Origin of the sequence: Paenibacillus sp. P46E, assembly GCF_001909095.1 — a bacterium.
In the GTDB taxonomy this organism is placed as follows: domain Bacteria; phylum Bacillota; class Bacilli; order Paenibacillales; family Paenibacillaceae; genus Paenibacillus_AQ; species Paenibacillus_AQ helianthi.
Window position 1 is genome coordinate 264,264 of the sequence record NZ_LVYZ01000033.1, and the last position, 19,586, is coordinate 283,849.

A 19,586-nucleotide genomic window follows, 5' to 3' on the forward strand; every position below is an offset into this window, starting at 1 on the left:
AGGGGCGGCAGCAGCCTGATGTTAAACCGAAAGGATTTTGAGAAATATGAATACGCTAACAACACCGGAATGGCTTGCAACCATTGCCTTCGCTCTAATTCTTGCCCTGATCGCATTTCGCGTCATCCGCGGTATGCCGAATATGGCTGGAGATATTTCCGCTTTCCGCAAAAGAACTTTGGTCTGGACACAGGTCGCGCTGGTGCTGACGGTTCTCCAGCTCAACTTCAAGGCAGGAGACTGGCGTTTTGGGATCATTCTTGGCCTCATCGTGCTGTTCACCGGCAGTATTTGGCTGGCCGCCCGCCATTATGACTTGCGCCGTCCAGAGGTTGTTGAATCTGCCGAACAGGATACAGGCAAGGAATAGCAGCAGCTGCAGAATCCCCCTATCATCTTATAAACAGCTCCCGGCAGGGGGCTGTTTTGGTATACAGATAAGAATTCATATGCTTCGCGCAATACATTATCGTCATCTTTCACGCTTAACAAATATTTAAAATTTGTTGTTCTGTACTGTAGATTCTATGTACAATAAGCTAAAATAAACATTCTGTTCTACAGGGAGGGATTCTGTGACACACAAAAACAGCCACGGAGTCTTCGGCTTCCGCTTCGGCGAGTCTGACCGTCTGTCACTCTGCCATCTTTTCGCAGTCGGACATGAGATCGTGACGGACTCTTCCTATCACTGGAACGGCATGAGCCGTACGGATGGACCACTGCTGCTGTTCCAATATACCGTAGAAGGACACGGAATGTTCGAGACGGATCTGGAGACTCACCGCATCGGGCCGGGACGGGCGTTCCTGACTGAAATCCCCGGCAGCCACCGTTATTATCATCCCGGTGATTCAGGGCCATGGGAATTCTATTTCCTGCTCTTCCGGCCGAAGTCCCTCCTGCCTCTCTGGGAAGACATTAAGTCCAAGCTCGGAGCCGCTCCTGCCATTGTCCCCGGCAGCAGGCCGATCCGTATCCTGCGCGACATTGCCCGTGAAGCCCATTCGGGAAGAATTTCAGATCCCTATATGGCCTCCTCCCTGCTGCATCAATTCATGATGGAGCTTGGCAGACTCTCTCTGGGCGGAGCACGGGACGCATTGGAATGGCCTGCAGCTATTCGGGATTCCGTCCAATTCATCGACACCCATTACAGCTCCATGACCGGCCAGGAGCAGCTTGCGGGGCAAATGGGCCTATCCAAATTCCACCTGCTGCGTACATTCAGCAAATATGTCGGCCTGACCCCCAATGAATACTTGAACCGGACCCGGATTGAACGCGCTATAGAACTCCTGGGAACCACTGATTGGAGCATTGAGACTATTGCATCCCAGGTCGGATATTCCAGCGGCAGCTACTTTATCAGGGTCTTTCAAAAGCTGACCGGCCAGACTCCAGGCTCTTTCCGGTCCGGAAGCGGCGGGTTGAATTACAGCCGTCTCTTTTTCTGAACTCCCTCTCTCTACATAATTTCATACCATTAAATCCCCTATTTTATTGTGAAATTCAGTTTTCAGGAAGCATACTTCCTCCCTCCATAACCATACTAAAGACATCTTGGCTATCCATGGAGGGATAAGAGGAATGGGTAAACGAATGAACCTGCTGATGTTCAGCGGGGAGTATGACAAGGCCATGGCGGCGCTGATTCTAGCCAATACCGCCCGGGATATTGACGTCGAGGTCACGATGTTCTTCACGTTCTGGGGATTGTTCCTCGTCCGCGATCCGGACAAAATGACACTGGAGGATAAAACGATTTACGAAAAGCTTATGGATGTGATTACCCCTAAGGGGCCGGAGCAGCTTCCGCTCTCGCGGATGAATTTCAGCGGCCTCGGGAAGATGATGCTGGAGGAAATGATCGAGGATCAGGGGGCGCCGAAGCTGATCCACTTTTTGAAGGGAGCCCGCAAAAAAAACATCAAGTTCTACGCCTGCAAGCTGAGTGTTGAAATTATGGGCTTCAAGCCGGAGGAGCTCCTGCCCGAGGTCGAGATCATTGATGCGGCCACCTATCTGAAGGATGCGATTGAAAGCGATATGCAGCTGTTCATCTAGCCAGATCCTATCCGGCTGGCTCTGGGCTTTAACCTATTTCTGCAAGCGGGCATATACTGGGGCCATACGAAGAAACGGCTTCGCCGGACATTGAAGGGCGGTACCCGTTTCAAGAAATTATTGGCTGGAGGGATTGTCCGTGCTGAGTATCCACCGCACTTCTAAGGCAGGAGAGCCCGCTTCCTTGCAGGAGCACTTCGCAGCTTTTCGCGAGCATACGATTGGGAGCCGGCATGTGATTTCAACGCCCTATGGCCGGCAGCCGCTGCTCTATGCCGACTGGACAGCCAGCGGAAGGCTGTATGAACCCATAGAACGTAAAATCCAGGAGAGCTTCGGCCCCTATGTAAGCAACCCGCACACAGAATCCAATACCACGGGGCTGACGATGACTGGGGCCTATAATGAAGCGCGGAGAATTATCAGGGACCATGTGAACGCCGGACCCGGGGATGCTCTGCTTTTCTGCGGCAACGGTACTACAGGTGCAGTGAATAAACTGATGCGCCTGCTGGGCCTGAAACTCCCGGAGTGGATGCAGGAGGAGTATCTCTGCCCCCCCGAAGACCGGCCGGTCATCTTTGTCAGTCATATGGAGCATCACTCCAATTTGCTGCCATGGCAGGAAGGCATCGGTGAGGTTGTCACCGTCCCTGCCGGTTCAGATGGAACGATGGATCTGCGGCAGCTGGAGCACCTGCTGATACTCTACCGGAGCCGCCGCTTCAAGATCGGCTCCTTCACCGCCTGCTCCAACGTAACCGGTATTCAGACTCCTTACCATAGGCTCGCCGCGGTGATGCACCGCCACGGCGGAGTTTGTTTTGTTGATTTTGCCGCCAGCGCTCCATATATCCCCATCAATATGCATCCAGATGATCCGCTGGAGAGGCTGGATGCCATCTTCTTCTCACCACATAAATTCCTGGGCGGCCCCGGCACAGGCGGAGTACTGGTCTTCGATGCAGATTTAAAGCGGGGCCGTCAGCCGGATGAGCCGGGCGGGGGGACGGTGGTATGGGTCGATGCCTGGGGAGGACGCCGCTATATCCGTACAGTTGAAGTCAGTGAAGACAGCGGGACTCCAGGTTTCCTGCAAGCCTTCCGTACAGCGCTGTGCCTGAAGCTGAAGGATGCCATGAATGGCGATGGCGGATTCATGATGGAGAGAGAGCATCAGCTGTGCAGCCGGCTGCTCGCCGGACTTGACTCTATCCCGGGCTGCACAATTCTTGCTGGGGAACACACGCGGCGCCATGGGATCGTCTCTTTCAATGTACAGGGGATTCATTATAATCTCGTGGTCAAACTGCTTAATGACCGGTTTGGTATCCAGGCACGCGGAGGCTGCTCATGTGCAGGACCTTATGGCCATCATCTGCTGGGTCTTGACCGGGAACGTTCACGTGAATTTATCCAGGCCATTCATGCTGGCGACCAGTCGCTTAAGCCGGGTTGGGTCCGTCTCTCCCTGCACCCTATAATGACTGACGGCGAGGTGGAGCGGATGATATGCGCCGTCGGAAGCATTGCCCGCCACATTAGCGTATGGCGGCAGGATTACCGCTATAACCGCACGACTAACAGCTGGGTTCACTTTGCCGAAGAAGGCGTAACCGGTAGGGCTGTCCGCGAACTATTCGCGTTGTAGCGATTCACCGGCAGGAAAATCCTCCCCCCTTACCCGCGCGGCTCGGGCGAACCGGGCCTCAATGGCCTTAACCCCCCAGAGTGAGACTCCGATAAAGAGCAGCACATAGAGGATTTCCCAGGGATGGCGGATGAACCGTTCCATATCATTTCCGATATAGGACACTGCAAATACCATGATGGCTTTGCCTGCGCACAGCGCAATGAGGTACGAGCGCAGCCGCATCTGGGCCAGCCCCGCAGCCATGTTGATTACGACAAACGGTCCGACCGGGAATATGCTGAGCAGAAACACATAGCTGAAGCCGCTGTTGCGGACCCAGGTCATGCTCTTTGCAACCTTGGGCCGCAGCGCCCACTTGCGCAAGTAAGGGTGCGAGGCGATTTTACGGATAATCAGGAACGTAGTTACACAGCCCGCAACCAGCCCGAGCCAGGAATACAAAAAGCCCAGCCACAGCCCGTACACCGCCCCATTAAGTCCCACGATCGCAATCGTCGGCAACGGCGGCACAAAGGATTTCATAAAGGTGAGCCCGACTCCGGGCAATGGCCCCAGCGACCGGTATTGCTCCAATAGCTGCCGGAGGCGCTCCTCCGTAAGCCATGACATGATATCTAAATAAAACATAGGATTCCGCTCTCCTCATCCATAGTAGAAATGGCTTAACATTGAGCCTCAATTATACAATACTTTTCATTGGATGCGGTGTCTTGACGCACATCGGATGGACAAGCGGAGAGAAGCCCGGCAGGGATAACCAAAAAGGCCACGATCCTAAGATCGCAGCCTTGTAATGCTTATGACAGCTCAGATATGTGTTTCCATGGCGGTAACTGGTCTGATTCCGGCAAAAAGCAGTGTCGTCACATGCTTGCGCGCATCAGCTGTAAGCAGCAGCAGCTCTTGGGAGCTTTTACCCCGATCGCTGCTGATGAACTTCACTCTTGCTCCGTCCAGATCCTCCTGGATACTGGTAATGGAGTAACCCTGCCGCAGCAACGTGTCAACCTCCAGCCGCTCCTTGTCGAACTCGGCATATGCAGACATTTAGACCACTCCTCCGCTGATTTCTGCTTGAGCGGGACGCGGCGCTTCGGCTTCAAAGCGTTTGCGGTGCAGATATTTGCCGCAGCCCGCCTTGCCTACATACTGCTTGTCACGGATGACGAATTCCCCCCTGCTCAGCACGGAGACGGGCTCACCCTGGACCTCCATACCTTCAAAGGCATTGTAATCCACGTTCATATGATGGGTACTGGCAGAAAGGGTCCTTGTCACAGCAGGGTCGAAAATAACGATATCCGCATCGCTGCCTACAGCAATGGTGCCCTTCTGAGGGAACAGCCCAAACAGCTTGGCGCTGGACGTTGAAATGATATCAACAAATTGATGAAGCGAAATACGGCCTTTCTGCACACCTTCGGAAAAGAGCACGCTGAACCGGTCTTCAATAGTTGGTCCACCGTTCGGAATTTTCGAGAAGTCACCCAGACCCAGATCCTTTTGCCCCTTGAAGTTAAAGGAGCACTGGTCGGAGCCGATCGTCTGCAGCGTACCGCTCCAGAGTGCATCCCACAGCACATCCTGGTTCCACGCTTCTCGCAGCGGCGGAGACCAGACATATTTGGCCCCCTCGAAGTCCTGCTTCTCAAGCGCCGTCTGATCAAGTACCAGATACTGCGGACAGGTCTCGCCGTAGACCCGCAGCCCTTTCCGGCGCGCTTCAGCGATCTTCCAGGCGGCTTCCGCACAGGTTACATGCACCACATAGAGCTGCGAATCGGTCAGCTCTGTCAGATAAGCAGCCCGCCCGGTAGCTTCGCCCTCCAGCTCCGGAGGCCGGGTCAAGGCGTGGTAGATCGGATCGGTGTTGCCGGCAGCCAAGGCCTGCTCTACCAGATATTCAATCACATCGCCATTCTCGGCATGGACCATGACTAGTGCACCCTCCCGCTTGGCGGCCTGCAGCGTCTTGTACAGCACGCCGTCGTCGGCCTGGAACGTGTTCTTGTAAGCCATGAACACCTTCAGCGAGGTGATGCCTTCCTTCTCAATAATCTGCGGCAGTTCGCCGAGCACTGTATCGTTCAGCTCTGAGACCATCAGATGAAAGCTATAGTCAATGACAGCCTTATCCTGCGATTTCCGGTGCCAGGTATCCACAGCCTGCTGCAGCGGCTGGCCTTTGGTAGTCAGGCAGAAGTCGATGACCGTTGTCGTCCCCCCGTAAGCGGCGGCAATGGTTCCAGTCTCGAAGTCGTCAGCGGTTACCGTACCTCCAAAGGGCATATCCAGATGGGTATGGGGATCGATGCCCCCTGGAAAGACATATTTGCCGGAAGCGTCGATGATCTCCGCACCCGGCGCTTCCAGATTCAGGCCAATTCCGGTGATTATCCCGTCTTCCACCAGGATATCTCCTTTATAGGTGTCCGCTGCGGTAACTATAATCCCATTTTTGATGATCTTCTTCATCCTTATACCACCTCCGCTTCCGAGTATGAGCCGTTCAAACCGCTGATCACTTTATTCCGCTGATTCCAGGTCAATGGCGCTGCCCCGCTGTCCAGAGCGACCATATCAATTGCACCGTCTGCCGGACAGACAATCGAACACAGATTGCAGCCTACACAGTCTTCCTCACGTACTTGCAGAATCGCCTTGCCCTCGGCATTGGTCAGCATATCGATACATTGATGCGAAGCGTCCTCGCAGGCAATGTGGCATTTATTACAGTTGATGCAGTTCTCTTCATTAATCCGGGCCACCACTTTGTAATTCAGATCCAGATCGCCCCAGTTGGAGTATTTGGGCACCGACTTGCCGATTAGCTCTGTGACTGAAGCGAGGCCTTTGTCATCCAGATAGTTGTTCAGGCCGTCGATCATCTCCTCGACAATCCGGAACCCGTGATGCATCACCGCCGTGCAGACCTGGATGCCCGTTGAACCCATTAGCATGAACTCCACCACATCCTGCCAGGTGGAGATGCCGCCGATCCCGGAGATCGGCACACCTACCCCGCGGTCGCGGGCACATTCAGCGACCATGCTGAGAGCAATCGGCTTCACCGCCGGACCGCAATAGCCGCCGTGCGCGCCTTGGCCGCCCACATTGGGAATCGTATTCCAGCTGTGGATATCCACGCCAGCCAGGCTGTTGATCGTATTAATCAGACTGATCGCATCCGCGCCGCCCTTGACAGCGTGGCGGGCCACCACCGTAATGTCGGTAATATTCGGTGTCAGCTTCACAATGACGGGAGTGGTCGCCACTTCCTTGACCCAGGTCGTCTGGGCCTGCACCAGATCCGGCTGCTGGCCGGAGGCAGCGCCCATCCCGCGCTCAGCCATGCCGTGCGGACAGCCGAAGTTAAGCTCCAGCCCGTCTACACCGACGGCTTCGACCCGCTTGACGATTTCATGCCACTTCTCCTGCTTGGGTTCCACCATCAGGGAGGCGATAATCGCATGATTCGGAAATCTTTTCTTCGTTTCATAGATTTCCTTCAGGTTCACCTCAAGCGGACGGTCTGTGATCAGCTCAATGTTATTAAAGCCCGCTACACGCTGTCCGTTAAAATGTACCGCTGCAAAACGCGATGAGGTGTTAATCACCGGCTCTCCGAGCGTCTTCCACACCGCACCTCCCCAGCCTGCCTCAAAGGCGCGCTGTACCTGATAGCCTGTATTGGTAGGCGGGGCAGAGGCCAGCCAGAACGGATTGGGTGACTTGATTCCTGCAAGATCAATACTCAAATCTGCCATTAATGTTCCCTCCCTGTCATGTATGTCCGGCAAGAGCAACCGGTCTTGTACTTCGCACAGTAATCCCAATTTATACAGCAGAGCCCAATACGCTATCCTGAAGGCCCGACATTTGCTTCATAATGGCATAAGCCGCATCCTTGCCCTGCTGGGCAGCCGAGACCACCATCGCTTCACCTTTGCCCGAGCCGAAGACGATATCCCCGGCGGCATAGATCTGAGGGTCGGAGGTCAGGCCGGTCCGCTCATCGATCTTAACGACGCCCCATTCGTGCTCCAGGCCCAGTGCTTCAATGAGGTCAACCCGCCGTTTCTGCCCGATGGCCACCACCACCGCATCCACCGGTATGAGGAATTCCGAGCCTTCCACAGGCACCGGTGTCAGACGCCCGTCCTTGCCGGTCTCTCCGGTCAGCTTCATCTGTACACACTCCAGAGCGGTTACATTGCCCAGTTCATCCCCGATGATTCGTTTGGGCAGGGTCAGCCAGCTGAATTCTACGCCTTCCTGCTTCGCGAATTCATATTCAAAATCATAAGCCGTCATCTCCGCGAGCGTCCGGCGGTAGACCATCTTCACATTCGCCGCTCCCAGCCGCACTGAGCAGGTAGCCGCATCAATCGCCGTGTTGCCTGCGCCAATAACGGCGACCCGCTGGCCCATCAGCTCCAGCGCCGGAATGCCTGTCTTTGTGGTTTCCACGAGTTCAATAGCATCATAGACCCCGGAGAGCTTCTCTCCGTCAATACCCAGCGGCGGAACATAGCCCATTCCTGCAGCCAGTACGATGGCATCATACCCGGCCTTCAGTTCTTCCACGGAGACATCAACGCCCACTTTCACCCCTGTACGAATCTCTACGCCCAGCTTCCCGACCTGTTCTACTTCCCACAGGGATATGGACTGCGGCAGCCGGAACGAGACGATTCCGTGTGTATCCAGTCCGCCCGCAAGCTCCTTCGCTTCATAGATCACCACACCATAACCTTCACGCGCCAGTTCTCTGGCCGCAGAGAGTCCGGCCGGACCGCCGCCAATCACCGCGACTCTTTTACCGTTCGGAACGCCTGCCTTAAATAATTCCACCCCGCTGTTGATCGCCCAATCGGTGGCATAGCGCTGCAGCAGCCCGATTTGAATCGGCGCAGAAGCATCATTCAACACACATGCCCCTTCGCACAGCTCCTCCGTCGGGCAGACACGTGCGCAGCTTGCGCCCACCGGATTAGCATCCATGATGGTTTGTGCCGAGCCCTTCAGATTGTCCGTGGCAATACGTTTAATGAAAGAAGGAATATTAATGCTGGTCGGGCAGGCCTTGATGCAGGGGGCATCGTAACAATACAGACAACGATTGGATTCTTCGATTGCACCTTTGCGGGTAAGGCCTCGTTCGGCCTCGGCGAAACCCCGCATGAACATATCTGGCGTAAATGTGTTTAACGGAGAAGAATGCTCCATCCGTATCCCTCCTTCTGTATGTGTGGTTTCCGCTTGAACTGCATGTTTGTGTTATATAATATAACATTATTACGAGTATTGCCTTAATATTTTACTTACTTCTCAGGATTATTGTAGTAAAATGAACAATAAACCTAACTACATTTCTGATTTCTATCGATTTGGGTTAACTATCCTGACACGTTATATTGAAACTATAGTAAATTCCATTTTTCGTTACATTAGACAGATTGTCTAATTTCAAAAGTGTATTTTTTACACCAGGCAGGAAGCCGGTCATACGTCAAGCGAGGGGGAAGTTTATGGATTGGGAGCTTGTATTTACGATTCGCGATGCGCTGAAAAGACCGCTGTTCGCCGAAGCAGAAATCGCCGGTGGAAGAACCGGCCTGGGCCGGGCCATCCGCTGGGTGCATGTGCTGGAGAGCGCGAGCTTTGAAAGTCTAATCCACGGGGAAGAGATGATTCTGACCACCGGCATAGGGGCAAGCGCCGATCTGCCCTCATCCTTATCTTTTATGCAGAATCTGATTGATAAGAATGCAGCCTGCTTATGCATTGAGCTGGGAGCCTATTTCAGCAGCATTCCGCAGGAAATGATTGATCTCGCCAACCAGCATGACTTCCCGCTGATTATTTTCACCCGCACGGTACGCTTTGTAGACATCACCCTTGACCTGCATTCCCTCATTATCAACCGCCATCACCGCATGCTTCAGGAGCTAGAAAGTATCTCCCGTGAGTTCCACCGTCTGACGCTAACCTCTCAAGGTGCGCTCAAGGTTCTGCAATTATTATGCAAAAGCACCCGCACGCAAATTGTATATATGCAGCCGCAAGGGAAGCCCCTGTTCTTCCCGGCGCTCCCGCCCGAGGAGCAGACTCCGCTCCTGAGCTTCTTCGAAGCCTTCGGCGAAGAGATGGAAGGCGTGCAGCCGGATGCAGCCCCTTATATCCGCGACTACGGCCACAAGACGATTGCCCTGAAGCCGGTAGGTGCGCTCGATCAGACCTGGGCTTATATTCTGATGGTCTGCAATCACAAGCCGCAGGAATTCGACTGTCTGCTACTCGACTCTGCCTCACTGTCCATCGCACAGGAGCTGCTGCGCACACGGTATATGGAGGAACGCAAGCTGTTCTCGGAGAATCTGTGGGTGGATGAGCTGATTGGCGGACGGACCCAGGATGACAACCGGCTCAAAGGGCTGGTCGGTCCCGACTTCAATGTCGTGAATGAGCTGCCGTACCGCGTGTGCCTGATCGAAATCGAAAATCCCCGCGACGTGAAATGGAACAGCTCAGAGAACGACTGGGAGTCGATCACCTTTCACCTGTCGCTCATCCTGCGCTCCATCTTCGAGAAGTACTCGCTGCGCCCGCTGATTACACTGAAGAATAACCGCCTCACGGTTATCGCCCTTGATATCCAGTCCAAGCTGCCGGGCAAGCTGCGGCTGCAGCAGGCACTGGATGCGCTGCAGCACATCCGTTCCGACGAGAAGCTGAAGGACCTGCAGCTCGTCATCGGAGTCAGCAAGTCCCACCGGGGTCTGAAACACGCCTATGCCGGTTACCAGGAAGCCGTACAGGCACTGTCTCTATATTCTTGTTATCAGAAGTCTATTCTGTTCTATGAAGAGCTCGGCGTCTTCCAGCTGCTGCTGAGCCTGAATGACGGCAAGACACTGGAGAACTTCATCCGCAGCTATCTCGGCCCGCTGATCGACCATGATATGGCCAAAGGAAGCGAGCTGCTGCTGACCCTGCGTGTCTACCTCGACCACGACGGCTCGAAACAGATCGCCGCCCGGAATTTGTTCATCGTCAGACAGTCCCTTTACTACCGGCTGGACAAAATCACCGAGCTGCTGGGTGAAGACTTCATGCTTCCCGAGAACCGCATCTCCATCCAGGTCGCCCTGCGCGCCTATCAGCTTCTCTATCCTGAGAAATTCACTCTGCCCAGCTCCCGTTCAGCACAGCTGTAACGGTGTCGATGATGAACTGGATATCCTCATCGGTGGAGGATAGCGGAGGCGCAAGGGTAAGCACATTATTGAAGCCAGCTACCGTATCGCCGTTTTTGCCGATGATCAGACCTTTCGCTTTGCATTCGGCAATAATTCCCTTCACGACAGCCAGATCAGCGGGCTGTTTGGTGACTTTGTCCGCTACCAATTCAATGCCAATGACAAGTCCGAAGCTGCGGATATCTCCCACCAGCTTATGGTCCAGCAGTTCAGCGAATCCGGTAGTCAGCTTCTTGCCCAGAATACCCGCTCGTTCCACCAGGTTCTCCCGTTCCAGGATTTCCAGATTGCGCAAGGCAAGCGCACAGGCTGCCGGATTGCCGCCAAAAGTGTTCACATGGCGGAAATGCCCGTAGTCGTCGCTATTGTCCTTGAAAGCCTCGTATATATCCTTGCGTACGGCCGTTGCCGACAGTGGAAGGTAGGCACTGGTCAACCCTTTGGCCATGGTGATTATATCCGGTTTCACACCAAAGTTCTGATGCCCGAATTTACGGCCGGAACGCCCGAAGCCGCAGATCACCTCGTCAATAATCAGCAGGACTCCGTGCTTGCGGCAAATCTCCTGAACCCGGTCCAGATAAACCTGATGCGGCACAATGACGCCTCCGCCGGTAATGACCGGCTCCATAATAACTGCCGCTACCGTCTCCACGCCTTCCCAGACGATCGTATCCTCAATAGCCTGCGCACTCTGAAGGTTGAATTCCTCCACGGTCATGCCCGCTGGACGTCGGTAGCTGTCCGGCGGGGCTACATGCAGAAACCCGCCGCTCAGCGGCTCGTATTTATATTTCCGCTGCGCCTGGCCGGTGGCCGAGAGCGCACCAAGGGAGCTGCCATGATAGCCCCGGTAGCGGGCGATGAATTTATGACGGTAATGCTGGCCGATCTGCTGCTGGTATTGGCGGGCGATTTTGAAGGCTGCTTCATTGGCTTCTGACCCGCTGTTGGAGAAGAAAATAACATAGTCGCCTTCCAGCCATTCATTCAGCTTCTCGGCCAGGGCAATTGCCGGCATGTGGCTCTGGGTGAGCGGGAAATACGGCAGGCTAAGGAGCTGATTGTAAGCCGCCTCCGCCAATTCCTTACGTCCATAGCCAACATTCACACACCACAGGCCGGACATGCCGTCCAAGAATTTGTTGCCGTCAATATCCGTCACCCATGAGCCGCTTGCTTCTACAGCGATCATCGGCGGATTCTTTTCATTGTAAGGGGTTATATTATGCCACAAATACTGCTGATCCTTTTGGATGGCCAGCTCGCTATCGTTCCCCAGGCTTTGCATGGCACTCTCTCCTCTCAACATTCCATAGTAGTCAATAACGTGCGGTAACCATTTTTTTGCGGGTATAGAACTCTACGCCGTCCCTGCCGTTCGCATGCAGATCTCCATAAAAGGATTTCTTGTAGCCCGAAAAAGGGAAAAAGGCCATTGGCGCAGGCACGCCCAGGTTAACCCCCAGCATTCCCGCATCAATCTCTTCCCGGAATTCCCGGATCGCCTTAGCGCTGTCCGTATAGATGCAGGCTCCATTGGCAAAAGGGGACTGATTGGTCACGGCAATGGCTTCGGCCAGATCTTTGACCCGCACCACAGCCAGCAGCGGCGCAAAAATCTCATCCTGCCAGATCGTCATGCCCGGCTGCACACGGTCAAATAGGGTTGGCCCGATGAAATAACCCGCTCCGGCAGCCGCATGGTCCAGTCTGCCGTCCCGCACCAGCTCCGCCTGTTCCTTAATCCCCGTTTCGATATAAGCGATCGTACGCTCCTTGTTCGATTGGCGTATCACCGGGCCAAGAAACACCCCCTCGTCCTTGCCGTCGCCGATCTTCAGGCCATCAGCAGCTTCACTCAGGCGGCTTACCAGCCTATCTGCGATCCCCTCATGCACAACCACCACAGAGCAGGCCATACAGCGCTCACCTGCTGAACCAAAGGCGGCGGAAATGATGTTTTTGACCGCGTTATCGAGATCGGCATCGGGCAGTACTATAGAATGGTTCTTAGCCCCTGCCAGGGCCTGCACCCGTTTGCCGAACGATGTCCCGTACTTATAGACATACTCCGCAACCGGCTGGGAGCCTACAAAGGAAATAGCTTTGACTTCCTCGTGCTCGAGCAGACCGTTCACCACCTCATGCGCCCCGTGCACCACATTCAGCACCCCTGGCGGAAATCCCGCTTCCGCAAACAGCTCGGCCAGCCTGTTCATCAGCAGCGGCGTACGCTCGGAGGGCTTCAGGACAAAGGTGTTGCCGCAGGCGATCGCCAGCGGGAACATCCAGCAGGGCACCATCATCGGGAAGTTGAACGGTGCAATGCCGCCAACCACTCCAAGCGGGTAGCGGTACATGCCTGACTCGACACCAGTAGCAATGTCCGGCAGCTGACTGCCCATCATCAGTGTGGGAATGCCGGCGGCAAATTCCACGCATTCAATGCCGCGCTGCACTTCTCCAAGCGCTTCCTCCAGGCTTTTGCCGTTCTCCAACGTGATCAGTCCGGCCAGCTCGTTCCAGTGCTGAACCAGCAGCTGCTGGTACTGGAAGAAATAGCGGGCCCGGCGCGGTACAGCAACCTTTTTCCAGGAAGAGTACGCCTCTGCTGCCGCTTTCACTGCATCATCCAGCTCCTCCCGGCTGGAGAGCGGCACATAAGCGATGACCTCACCGGTCGCCGGATTGAACACTTCTTCCTGCTGTCCGGAGGAGGACTCCACCCACACTCCATTCACGTAGTTCTTCACTTTCTCCGTATGTCTTACAAGCAGAGACATCTTCTGCACCTCTTTCCACCTTCTGGGCTGCTGATTATAATAGATGACCGCCCCTTCCGGCGGTCATCTATCAGGAATATGAGTGTATCCGCGTTATTTTGCCGCCATCTCCACAATTTCGTTCGTATAGGCTTCATCCACCTTGGATGCGGTCTTGATGACGCCGAACTTAAGAGCGATATCTGCCGTCTGCTGGAACGCTGCCGCATCGGTATAACCCATCTTGGAAGCGTCGAAGCCTTCCGGCTGAATCAGCTTGGCAACCTCGGTCATCATCGTCAGCTGATGCTCCCGGGTGGTGCTGCCCTTCTCAGCCAGCTTCATGACACTGTCAACCGCTGCTTCCGGATCGGCAATCGCGTCCTTCCAGCCTTTCAGGGAAGCACGGACAAACTTGGCGGCTGTTTCCTTATTGGCTTCAAGCCATTCCTTGTTGGCGAAGAGGTTATCTTCCAGCATCGCCACACCTTCATCATTCATGTCGATTACATTCAGATCCTCTGCCTTGATACCCGATTCCAGCACGACCTGGTATTCGTTATAGGTCATTGCTGATGCCGCGTCGATCTCCCCGCCGAGGAACTGGTCCATCGTGAAGCCCTGCTTGGTAAACTTCAGATCTTTATTCGAATCCAGTTTGTATTTATCGAAGAGTGCCAGAATCTCGAACTCGTTGCCGCCCATCCAGTTACCGACCTTCTTGCCCTTCAGGTCAGCCGGTCCGTTGATGCCCGCATCCTTTTTCGATACCAGCACCAGTCCGCTCTTCTGGAAGATTTGCGCAATCTGCACCAGCGGCATTTCCTGCTCCTGGCTGGTCAACAGACTGGCGACCCAGTCCACGCCGATATCCGCCGATCCCCCTGCGACCTGCTGCTCCGGCACAATGTCCGGACCCCCGGGCAGAATTTCAACCTTCAGCCCTTCTTCCGCGTAATAGCCCTTGTCCTGGGCCAGGAAGTAACCGGCGAATTGAGCCTGAGGCACCCATTTCAGCTGCAGCTTGACCGTGACCGGATCTGCAGCGGGTTCCGTTGTTGCCGCCGCTTCCGGCGATGCAGAAGCCTCTGTTCCGGCCGTCGCCTCAGCCGACGGAGCCGCATTGTTATTATTGCCGCCACACCCTGCCAGCAAAGAAATCATCATGATAAACGCCACTACCAGCACCCCGCCACGAAACTTGCCCTTCTTCCTGTTCATCAATATAACTCCCCCTACCCGTTTGAGTTTTCATTTCGGCAAAAGCCACAGCATGGTTACCAGCGTGATGCTCTATGCATACGGCCTGCGGAGGGGTTCTCTGTCTCCCTCTTCGCAGAAACCGGATGTAACGAATTCAGGTATCAGGACCGCTGAGAGGAGTGCCACTTGATGAACACCTTCTCCAGCCGCTCCACAATCAGGTAAAAGAGGACTCCGGCAATGGCAGCCAGCACAATGCAGGACCAGCCGAGCGGCATTTTGGCTACTTTGATGGAGTTAGAGAGCAGATAGCCGAGGCCCTGCGAGGAGAAGAAGAATTCCCCGACAATAGCTCCGATCATACTCGCTGTAGCATTGATCTTCAGCGCGGTGAACACATAAGGCAGACTGTTCTGGATCCGCAGGTAGCGGAATACCGCTGGCTTGCCGGCTGCATACGAATGCATCAGATCCAGAGCAAGGGGGTCAACTGCAGCCATTCCCTTATAAGCATTAATAGCCATCGCCGCCATCGTTGTCGCTGTAACAATCGCGGCCCGGGACCCGATGCCGTCCCCGAACCACAGGTTCATAATCGGAGCAAGCGCCACAATCGGCACAGCGTTCAGCGCAGCCACCAGGGTCAGACTCCCTCCGCCCCAGCGGGGCCAGGCCGTTGCCGCCAAGGCGATCAGGAAGCCGCAGGCCGAACCGATCAACATCCCCACCACCGCCTCAGTCAGCGTATAGCCGGTATAGGAGAGCAGCAGGCTGAAATGCTCACGTATTGCTTCTGCAATGGCCGAGGGCAATGGAAGCTGATATTTCTTGAGATCAAAGAGCTTGTGGAAGACCTGAAACTCCCAAAGGATCAGAAACAGCACACCGGCCAGCACGGGCAGAATCACACCCGGATTCAGCCATTTGAATAACCGCCGGGGACTTCGACGCTTGTCAGGATCTGTTGAAATTTCGTTGTTAGTTGATGTTATTGAAGTGTGTACTGCTTCTTTTCCTGATGATGCAATGAAGGGTATATCTTGCACAGTAGTATTGCTCTCCATCAGCGGCTGCCCCCTTTCGGACGGAATTCCGGCTGCCATGGCGCTGCCAGGCGTTCCGCCAGACTCATCAGCCAATAGCTGACCATCCCCAGCAAGGCTCCGACAAGCACTGTCGACCAGAACATGTACGTATGGGAAGGACCATAATAGAGATTACGCAGCATGAGGACACCAATGCCATGCTGTGCGCCCATGAGCTCCACGAGGATCGCCCCGGTTACTGCGAGCGGAGCTGCAATCTTCAGGCCGCTGAAGAGGCCCGGCAGCGCAGCCGGAAAGCGCAGCTTCCAGTACACCGCCCAGGGCTTCGCGGCATAGGAGTGCATAAGCTCCACCGCCGGCAGATCCACGCTCCGCAGCCCGCGGAGCATATTCAGCGCGACCGGAAAAAAGGTGATGTAGCCGGAGATGATAATCCGCGACACTTGCTCGTCGCGCACAATGCCATAGATGATCGGCGCCAGGCCCAGAATCGGAATCATCTGCGAGGCAACCGCATAAGGGAAGGCAAGCTGTTCAATCGTCTTCGAGAGACTCATCAGCACCGCGAGGATCACTCCAGCCACTGCACCGATCAGAAATCCGACTCCGGCATTGCCGAAGGTGGCTCCCCCCTCCTTCAAGAGCGTGCCGCTATACTTCCACAAGGTGGCCGCCACTTCATGAACGTAAGGCAGCTTGGATTGGGCCAGCGGCGTCTTCGCCACATTCAGCAGCCACCAAGAGACTGCCTCCCATACCACCAGCAGGCCGAAGATCCAGACGAACAGCGGCAGCACGCGGTCCCGCATAAACGTACTGTTCTCCTTCATCTCTACACCCCTTCGAAGCTGTCGCGGATATGGGCGATCAGTTCAAAAAACTGTGGACTGTTTCTCATCTCCGCCGTGCGCGGACGAGGGAGTGGAATATCCACAATCGCGGACAGCCTGCCCGGATGCGGAGATAAAACGAACACGCGGTCCGAGAGAAAAATCGACTCGGGAATGCTGTGGGTTACGAAAACAATAGTGCTCTGCACCTTGTTCCAGACGGACAGCAGCTCCTCATTCAGACGCTCGCGGGTGAATTCATCCAGCGCGGAGAACGGTTCATCCATCAGCAGGATCTCCGGCTCCATCGACAGCGCTCTGGCGATGGCTACCCGCTGCTGCATCCCTCCGCTGAGCTGCCACGGATATTTGTCTGCGAAGCCCTGCAGGCCTACAAGATCCAGCAGTTCCAGCGCTTTGTCCTCACGTATGGATTTCTTCACACCCATCAGTTCCAGAGGCAATGTAATATTATGCTTCACCTTCCGCCAGTCGTACAGGACCGGACTCTGGAAGACAATGCCGTATTTTTGGGCCAGACGGGCTTCGCGGGCACTCTTGCCAGCCACCGTAACGTCCCCGCCGGTTGGTGTTATAAGATCTGCCATCAGTCTCAGCAGTGTAGTTTTGCCGCAGCCGGACGGGCCGAGCAGAGAGACGAACTCTCCTTTGGCAATATCCAGGCTCACTTGATGCAGCGCAAGCACATCGGCAGTGTCTGTCTGGTAACGCATCTCTACGTTCTGCAGCTGTATTTCAGGAATTCTTGCCGCGACTAATGACATATCCAGCTCCCCCTTTACTCCTGAATCGGATTTTCATTCCCTTATTTATGTTATATAACATAACACAATTTTGCGTATAACGATTACTCCCCTTCATTCATGTAGGATTAACTAACATGTTACACTTTGCTCCGGTGACTCTCACTAGACAAAAAGTAAAATAGCGTCTGAAAAATTCCGTCACTTTGTCTAGGTGGAGCCTATTCAGTATTAAAAATTGAGACTTTTTCCGATAAAGTAGGTATATATCATCATGCGGACAACCTTCATACCAAAGATTACAAAATTTATGATTGATGCTATCTCACTATATCTTTCGACGATTAGGAGACAATCTGCCTATGCTCAACGCTTATGTCCATCCATGGAGGTCTGAACGATGGGATCCATGATTTCGAATTATATTGTGATTGTTGCGATCTCCGGTGTGCTGAATGTGCTGCTGGCTCTTTTTGCCTACTATAAAAGAACCGATTTCCCAGGAACCCGGGCCTTCATCCTCAGCTCCTTCACTTCAGCAGTCTATACCTTCGGCTTCGCTCTGGAGCTGTCGGGCCGGACCATGCCGGAAATCAGCTTCTGGATTAAGGTCGAGTATCTCGGACTCCCCTTCATCGCTCCCTCTAGTCTGATTATGATTATGTATTTTGTTGGACTGGAGCGGCTGATCCGAAAAGGGCTGGTTACCGCGCTCTATGCCGTGCCCTTCATCTCCGTCCTGCTCGTATGGACCAACGATTATCATCACTTGTTCTATCAGTCAATGTATTTCCGGGAAGGCGCACCCACACCGCTGATCGATATCGTGATGGGACCCTGGTATATTGTTCAGGGCAGTCTGACTTTTGGCTGTATGCTTGCGGGCATGTGCCTGATTCTCTGGCAGTGGAACCGGATGAAGCGCGTCTACCGCAGGCAGCTGTCCATTATCTTCATCGGGCAGTTTCTCCCGGCTCTGGGGGCATTCCTCTATTTAATGGATGCAACCCCTTATGGGATGGACCCCGTACCCGTGATTATGAGTGTCACCTCGACCCTCTATATATGGGCTATCCTTTCCAGAGGTATGCTGACCGCCGCTCCGATCGCCCGCGAGAATCTCTTCGAGAGCATGCGCGACGGCGTGCTGGTTACGGATCTCTCCGATATGCTGGTGGATTACAACCAGGCCGCTCTGGACATGCTGCAGGATCTGGATGCCTCAGCCATCGGCAAACCTTTGGCCCAGCTCTTCCTTCCGGCGGGGCAGGATGCCGTTGACTATGTCATGAACTCTGATCCGCAGCTCAGTGAAGAGCGCGAGCTGGGCTGGAATATCCACGGTGAAACCCGTTATTACCAGGTCAGATCCTCTCCGGTGCAAAAGCACGACGGACATTTGGTGGGAAGGATGATTATGCTGATTGATGTCACAGAGCGGACACTGCTGCAGGAGAAGCTGCTCCAGTTGGCCACCATCGACAGTCTCACCGGTATTTACAACCGGATGCATTTTATGGAGCTCAGCCGGCAGCTCCTGGAGGAAGCCTCATTCAACCTGACGCCGGTCTCAGTGATTTTGCTGGACATCGACTTTTTCAAAAGTATAAACGACCGATACGGCCACCATTATGGAGATATGGCACTTCAGCATATTGTAACCGTCTGCAGCAGGCATTTGCGGGAGGGTGATATTTTTGGGCGTTACGGGGGCGAGGAGTTTGTCCTCTGTCTGCCTGAAACTCCGTTGAAGCAGGCCGCTCTGTTATCTGAAGCGATCCGTAAGGATATTGAGCGCAGCTCCGTCTATACAATTTCCGGGTCCATTCATGTAACAGCAAGCTTCGGAGTGGTGGATTCCTCAAGCAAGAACCTTTCTCTCGAAGAGCTGCTCTCCGAAGCGGATCATGCCCTGTATACCTCCAAGCGAAATGGGCGTAATGCGGTTCACGTATCCAGCGGCTCCTCTATCACCCATTTCACACCGGTGTAAGA

General features: G+C 54.4%; 17 protein-coding genes. 6 read left to right on the top strand and 11 right to left on the bottom strand.

The features are described from left to right. The first annotated feature begins 46 nt into the window (after window positions 1-46). From A3849_RS10705 to A3849_RS10720, 4 genes are all read left to right on the top strand, one after another. Entirely contained in the window at window positions 47-370 is a 324-nt protein-coding gene (locus A3849_RS10705) for a hypothetical protein (protein WP_074111376.1), read from the top strand. 205 nt (window positions 371-575) lie between these two features. Next, on the top strand, window positions 576-1,457 hold the full coding sequence (locus tag A3849_RS10710) for a helix-turn-helix transcriptional regulator (protein WP_074111377.1): 882 nt from the start codon (window positions 576-578) through the stop codon (window positions 1,455-1,457). A gap of 133 nt (window positions 1,458-1,590) precedes the next feature. Next, window positions 1,591-2,067 (top strand): DsrE/DsrF/DrsH-like family protein, encoded by a 477-nt coding sequence (locus A3849_RS10715; RefSeq protein ID WP_074111378.1) that lies wholly within the window; start codon window positions 1,591-1,593, stop codon window positions 2,065-2,067. Between the two features lie 139 nt (window positions 2,068-2,206). Then, window positions 2,207-3,718: an aminotransferase class V-fold PLP-dependent enzyme gene (locus A3849_RS10720; protein ID WP_074111379.1), complete on the top strand. Its 1,512-nt coding sequence runs from the start codon at window positions 2,207-2,209 to the stop codon at window positions 3,716-3,718. On the opposite strand, the gene A3849_RS10725 is transcribed toward A3849_RS10720, so the two are convergent. The 5 genes from A3849_RS10725 to A3849_RS10745 form a co-directional block, all read right to left on the bottom strand. After that, the gene (locus tag A3849_RS10725) at window positions 3,704-4,348 is read right to left on the bottom strand and encodes a TVP38/TMEM64 family protein (RefSeq protein WP_074111380.1); all 645 of its coding nucleotides are present in this window, start codon (window positions 4,346-4,348) and stop codon (window positions 3,704-3,706) included. The genes A3849_RS10720 and A3849_RS10725 overlap by 15 nt on opposite strands. Before the next feature lie 180 nt (window positions 4,349-4,528). Next, complete coding sequence (locus A3849_RS10730) at window positions 4,529-4,768, bottom strand: hypothetical protein (RefSeq protein WP_074111381.1); 240 nt, start codon at window positions 4,766-4,768, stop codon at window positions 4,529-4,531. After that, window positions 4,769-6,196, bottom strand: a complete 1,428-nt coding sequence (hydA, locus tag A3849_RS10735) for a dihydropyrimidinase (RefSeq protein ID WP_074111382.1) — start codon at window positions 6,194-6,196, stop codon at window positions 4,769-4,771. A 2-nt stretch (window positions 6,197-6,198) separates the two neighbouring features. After that, window positions 6,199-7,488 (bottom strand): NAD-dependent dihydropyrimidine dehydrogenase subunit PreA, encoded by a 1,290-nt coding sequence (gene preA, locus A3849_RS10740; RefSeq protein WP_074111383.1) that lies wholly within the window; start codon window positions 7,486-7,488, stop codon window positions 6,199-6,201. Window positions 7,489-7,558: 70 nt separating this feature from the next. Continuing rightward, entirely contained in the window at window positions 7,559-8,950 is a 1,392-nt protein-coding gene (locus A3849_RS10745; RefSeq protein WP_074111384.1) for an NAD(P)-dependent oxidoreductase, read from the bottom strand. A 302-nt stretch (window positions 8,951-9,252) separates the two neighbouring features. On the opposite strand from A3849_RS10745, the gene A3849_RS10750 reads away from it, so the two are divergent. Continuing rightward, window positions 9,253-10,941: a PucR family transcriptional regulator gene (locus A3849_RS10750; RefSeq protein WP_074111385.1), complete on the top strand. Its 1,689-nt coding sequence runs from the start codon at window positions 9,253-9,255 to the stop codon at window positions 10,939-10,941. On the opposite strand, the gene A3849_RS10755 is transcribed toward A3849_RS10750, so the two are convergent. The 6 genes from A3849_RS10755 to A3849_RS10780 all read right to left on the bottom strand — a co-directional run bounded on the left by A3849_RS10755 (window position 10,907) and on the right by A3849_RS10780 (window position 17,612). Then, window positions 10,907-12,274: an aspartate aminotransferase family protein gene (locus tag A3849_RS10755; protein ID WP_074111386.1), complete on the bottom strand. Its 1,368-nt coding sequence runs from the start codon at window positions 12,272-12,274 to the stop codon at window positions 10,907-10,909. The genes A3849_RS10750 and A3849_RS10755 overlap by 35 nt on opposite strands. 31 nt (window positions 12,275-12,305) lie before the next feature. Next, entirely contained in the window at window positions 12,306-13,769 is a 1,464-nt protein-coding gene (locus A3849_RS10760; RefSeq protein WP_074111387.1) for a CoA-acylating methylmalonate-semialdehyde dehydrogenase, read from the bottom strand. A 93-nt stretch (window positions 13,770-13,862) separates the two neighbouring features. Further along, the gene (locus tag A3849_RS10765) at window positions 13,863-14,969 is read right to left on the bottom strand and encodes an ABC transporter substrate-binding protein (RefSeq protein ID WP_074111388.1); all 1,107 of its coding nucleotides are present in this window, start codon (window positions 14,967-14,969) and stop codon (window positions 13,863-13,865) included. A gap of 143 nt (window positions 14,970-15,112) precedes the next feature. Further along, complete coding sequence (locus A3849_RS10770) at window positions 15,113-16,090, bottom strand: ABC transporter permease (RefSeq protein ID WP_256700730.1); 978 nt, start codon at window positions 16,088-16,090, stop codon at window positions 15,113-15,115. After that, window positions 16,015-16,827 (bottom strand): ABC transporter permease, encoded by an 813-nt coding sequence (locus tag A3849_RS10775; RefSeq protein ID WP_074111389.1) that lies wholly within the window; start codon window positions 16,825-16,827, stop codon window positions 16,015-16,017. The genes A3849_RS10770 and A3849_RS10775 overlap by 76 nt, the downstream gene beginning before the upstream one ends. 2 nt (window positions 16,828-16,829) lie before the next feature. Next, the gene (locus A3849_RS10780; RefSeq protein WP_074087412.1) at window positions 16,830-17,612 is read right to left on the bottom strand and encodes an ABC transporter ATP-binding protein; all 783 of its coding nucleotides are present in this window, start codon (window positions 17,610-17,612) and stop codon (window positions 16,830-16,832) included. Window positions 17,613-17,991: 379 nt separating this feature from the next. Here A3849_RS10780 and A3849_RS10785 point away from each other — a divergent pair, with 379 nt between their 5' ends. Beyond that, window positions 17,992-19,584, top strand: coding sequence for a histidine kinase N-terminal 7TM domain-containing diguanylate cyclase (locus A3849_RS10785; RefSeq protein WP_074111390.1), 1,593 nt, complete (start codon window positions 17,992-17,994; stop codon window positions 19,582-19,584). The last annotated feature ends 2 nt before the right edge of the window (window positions 19,585-19,586 follow it).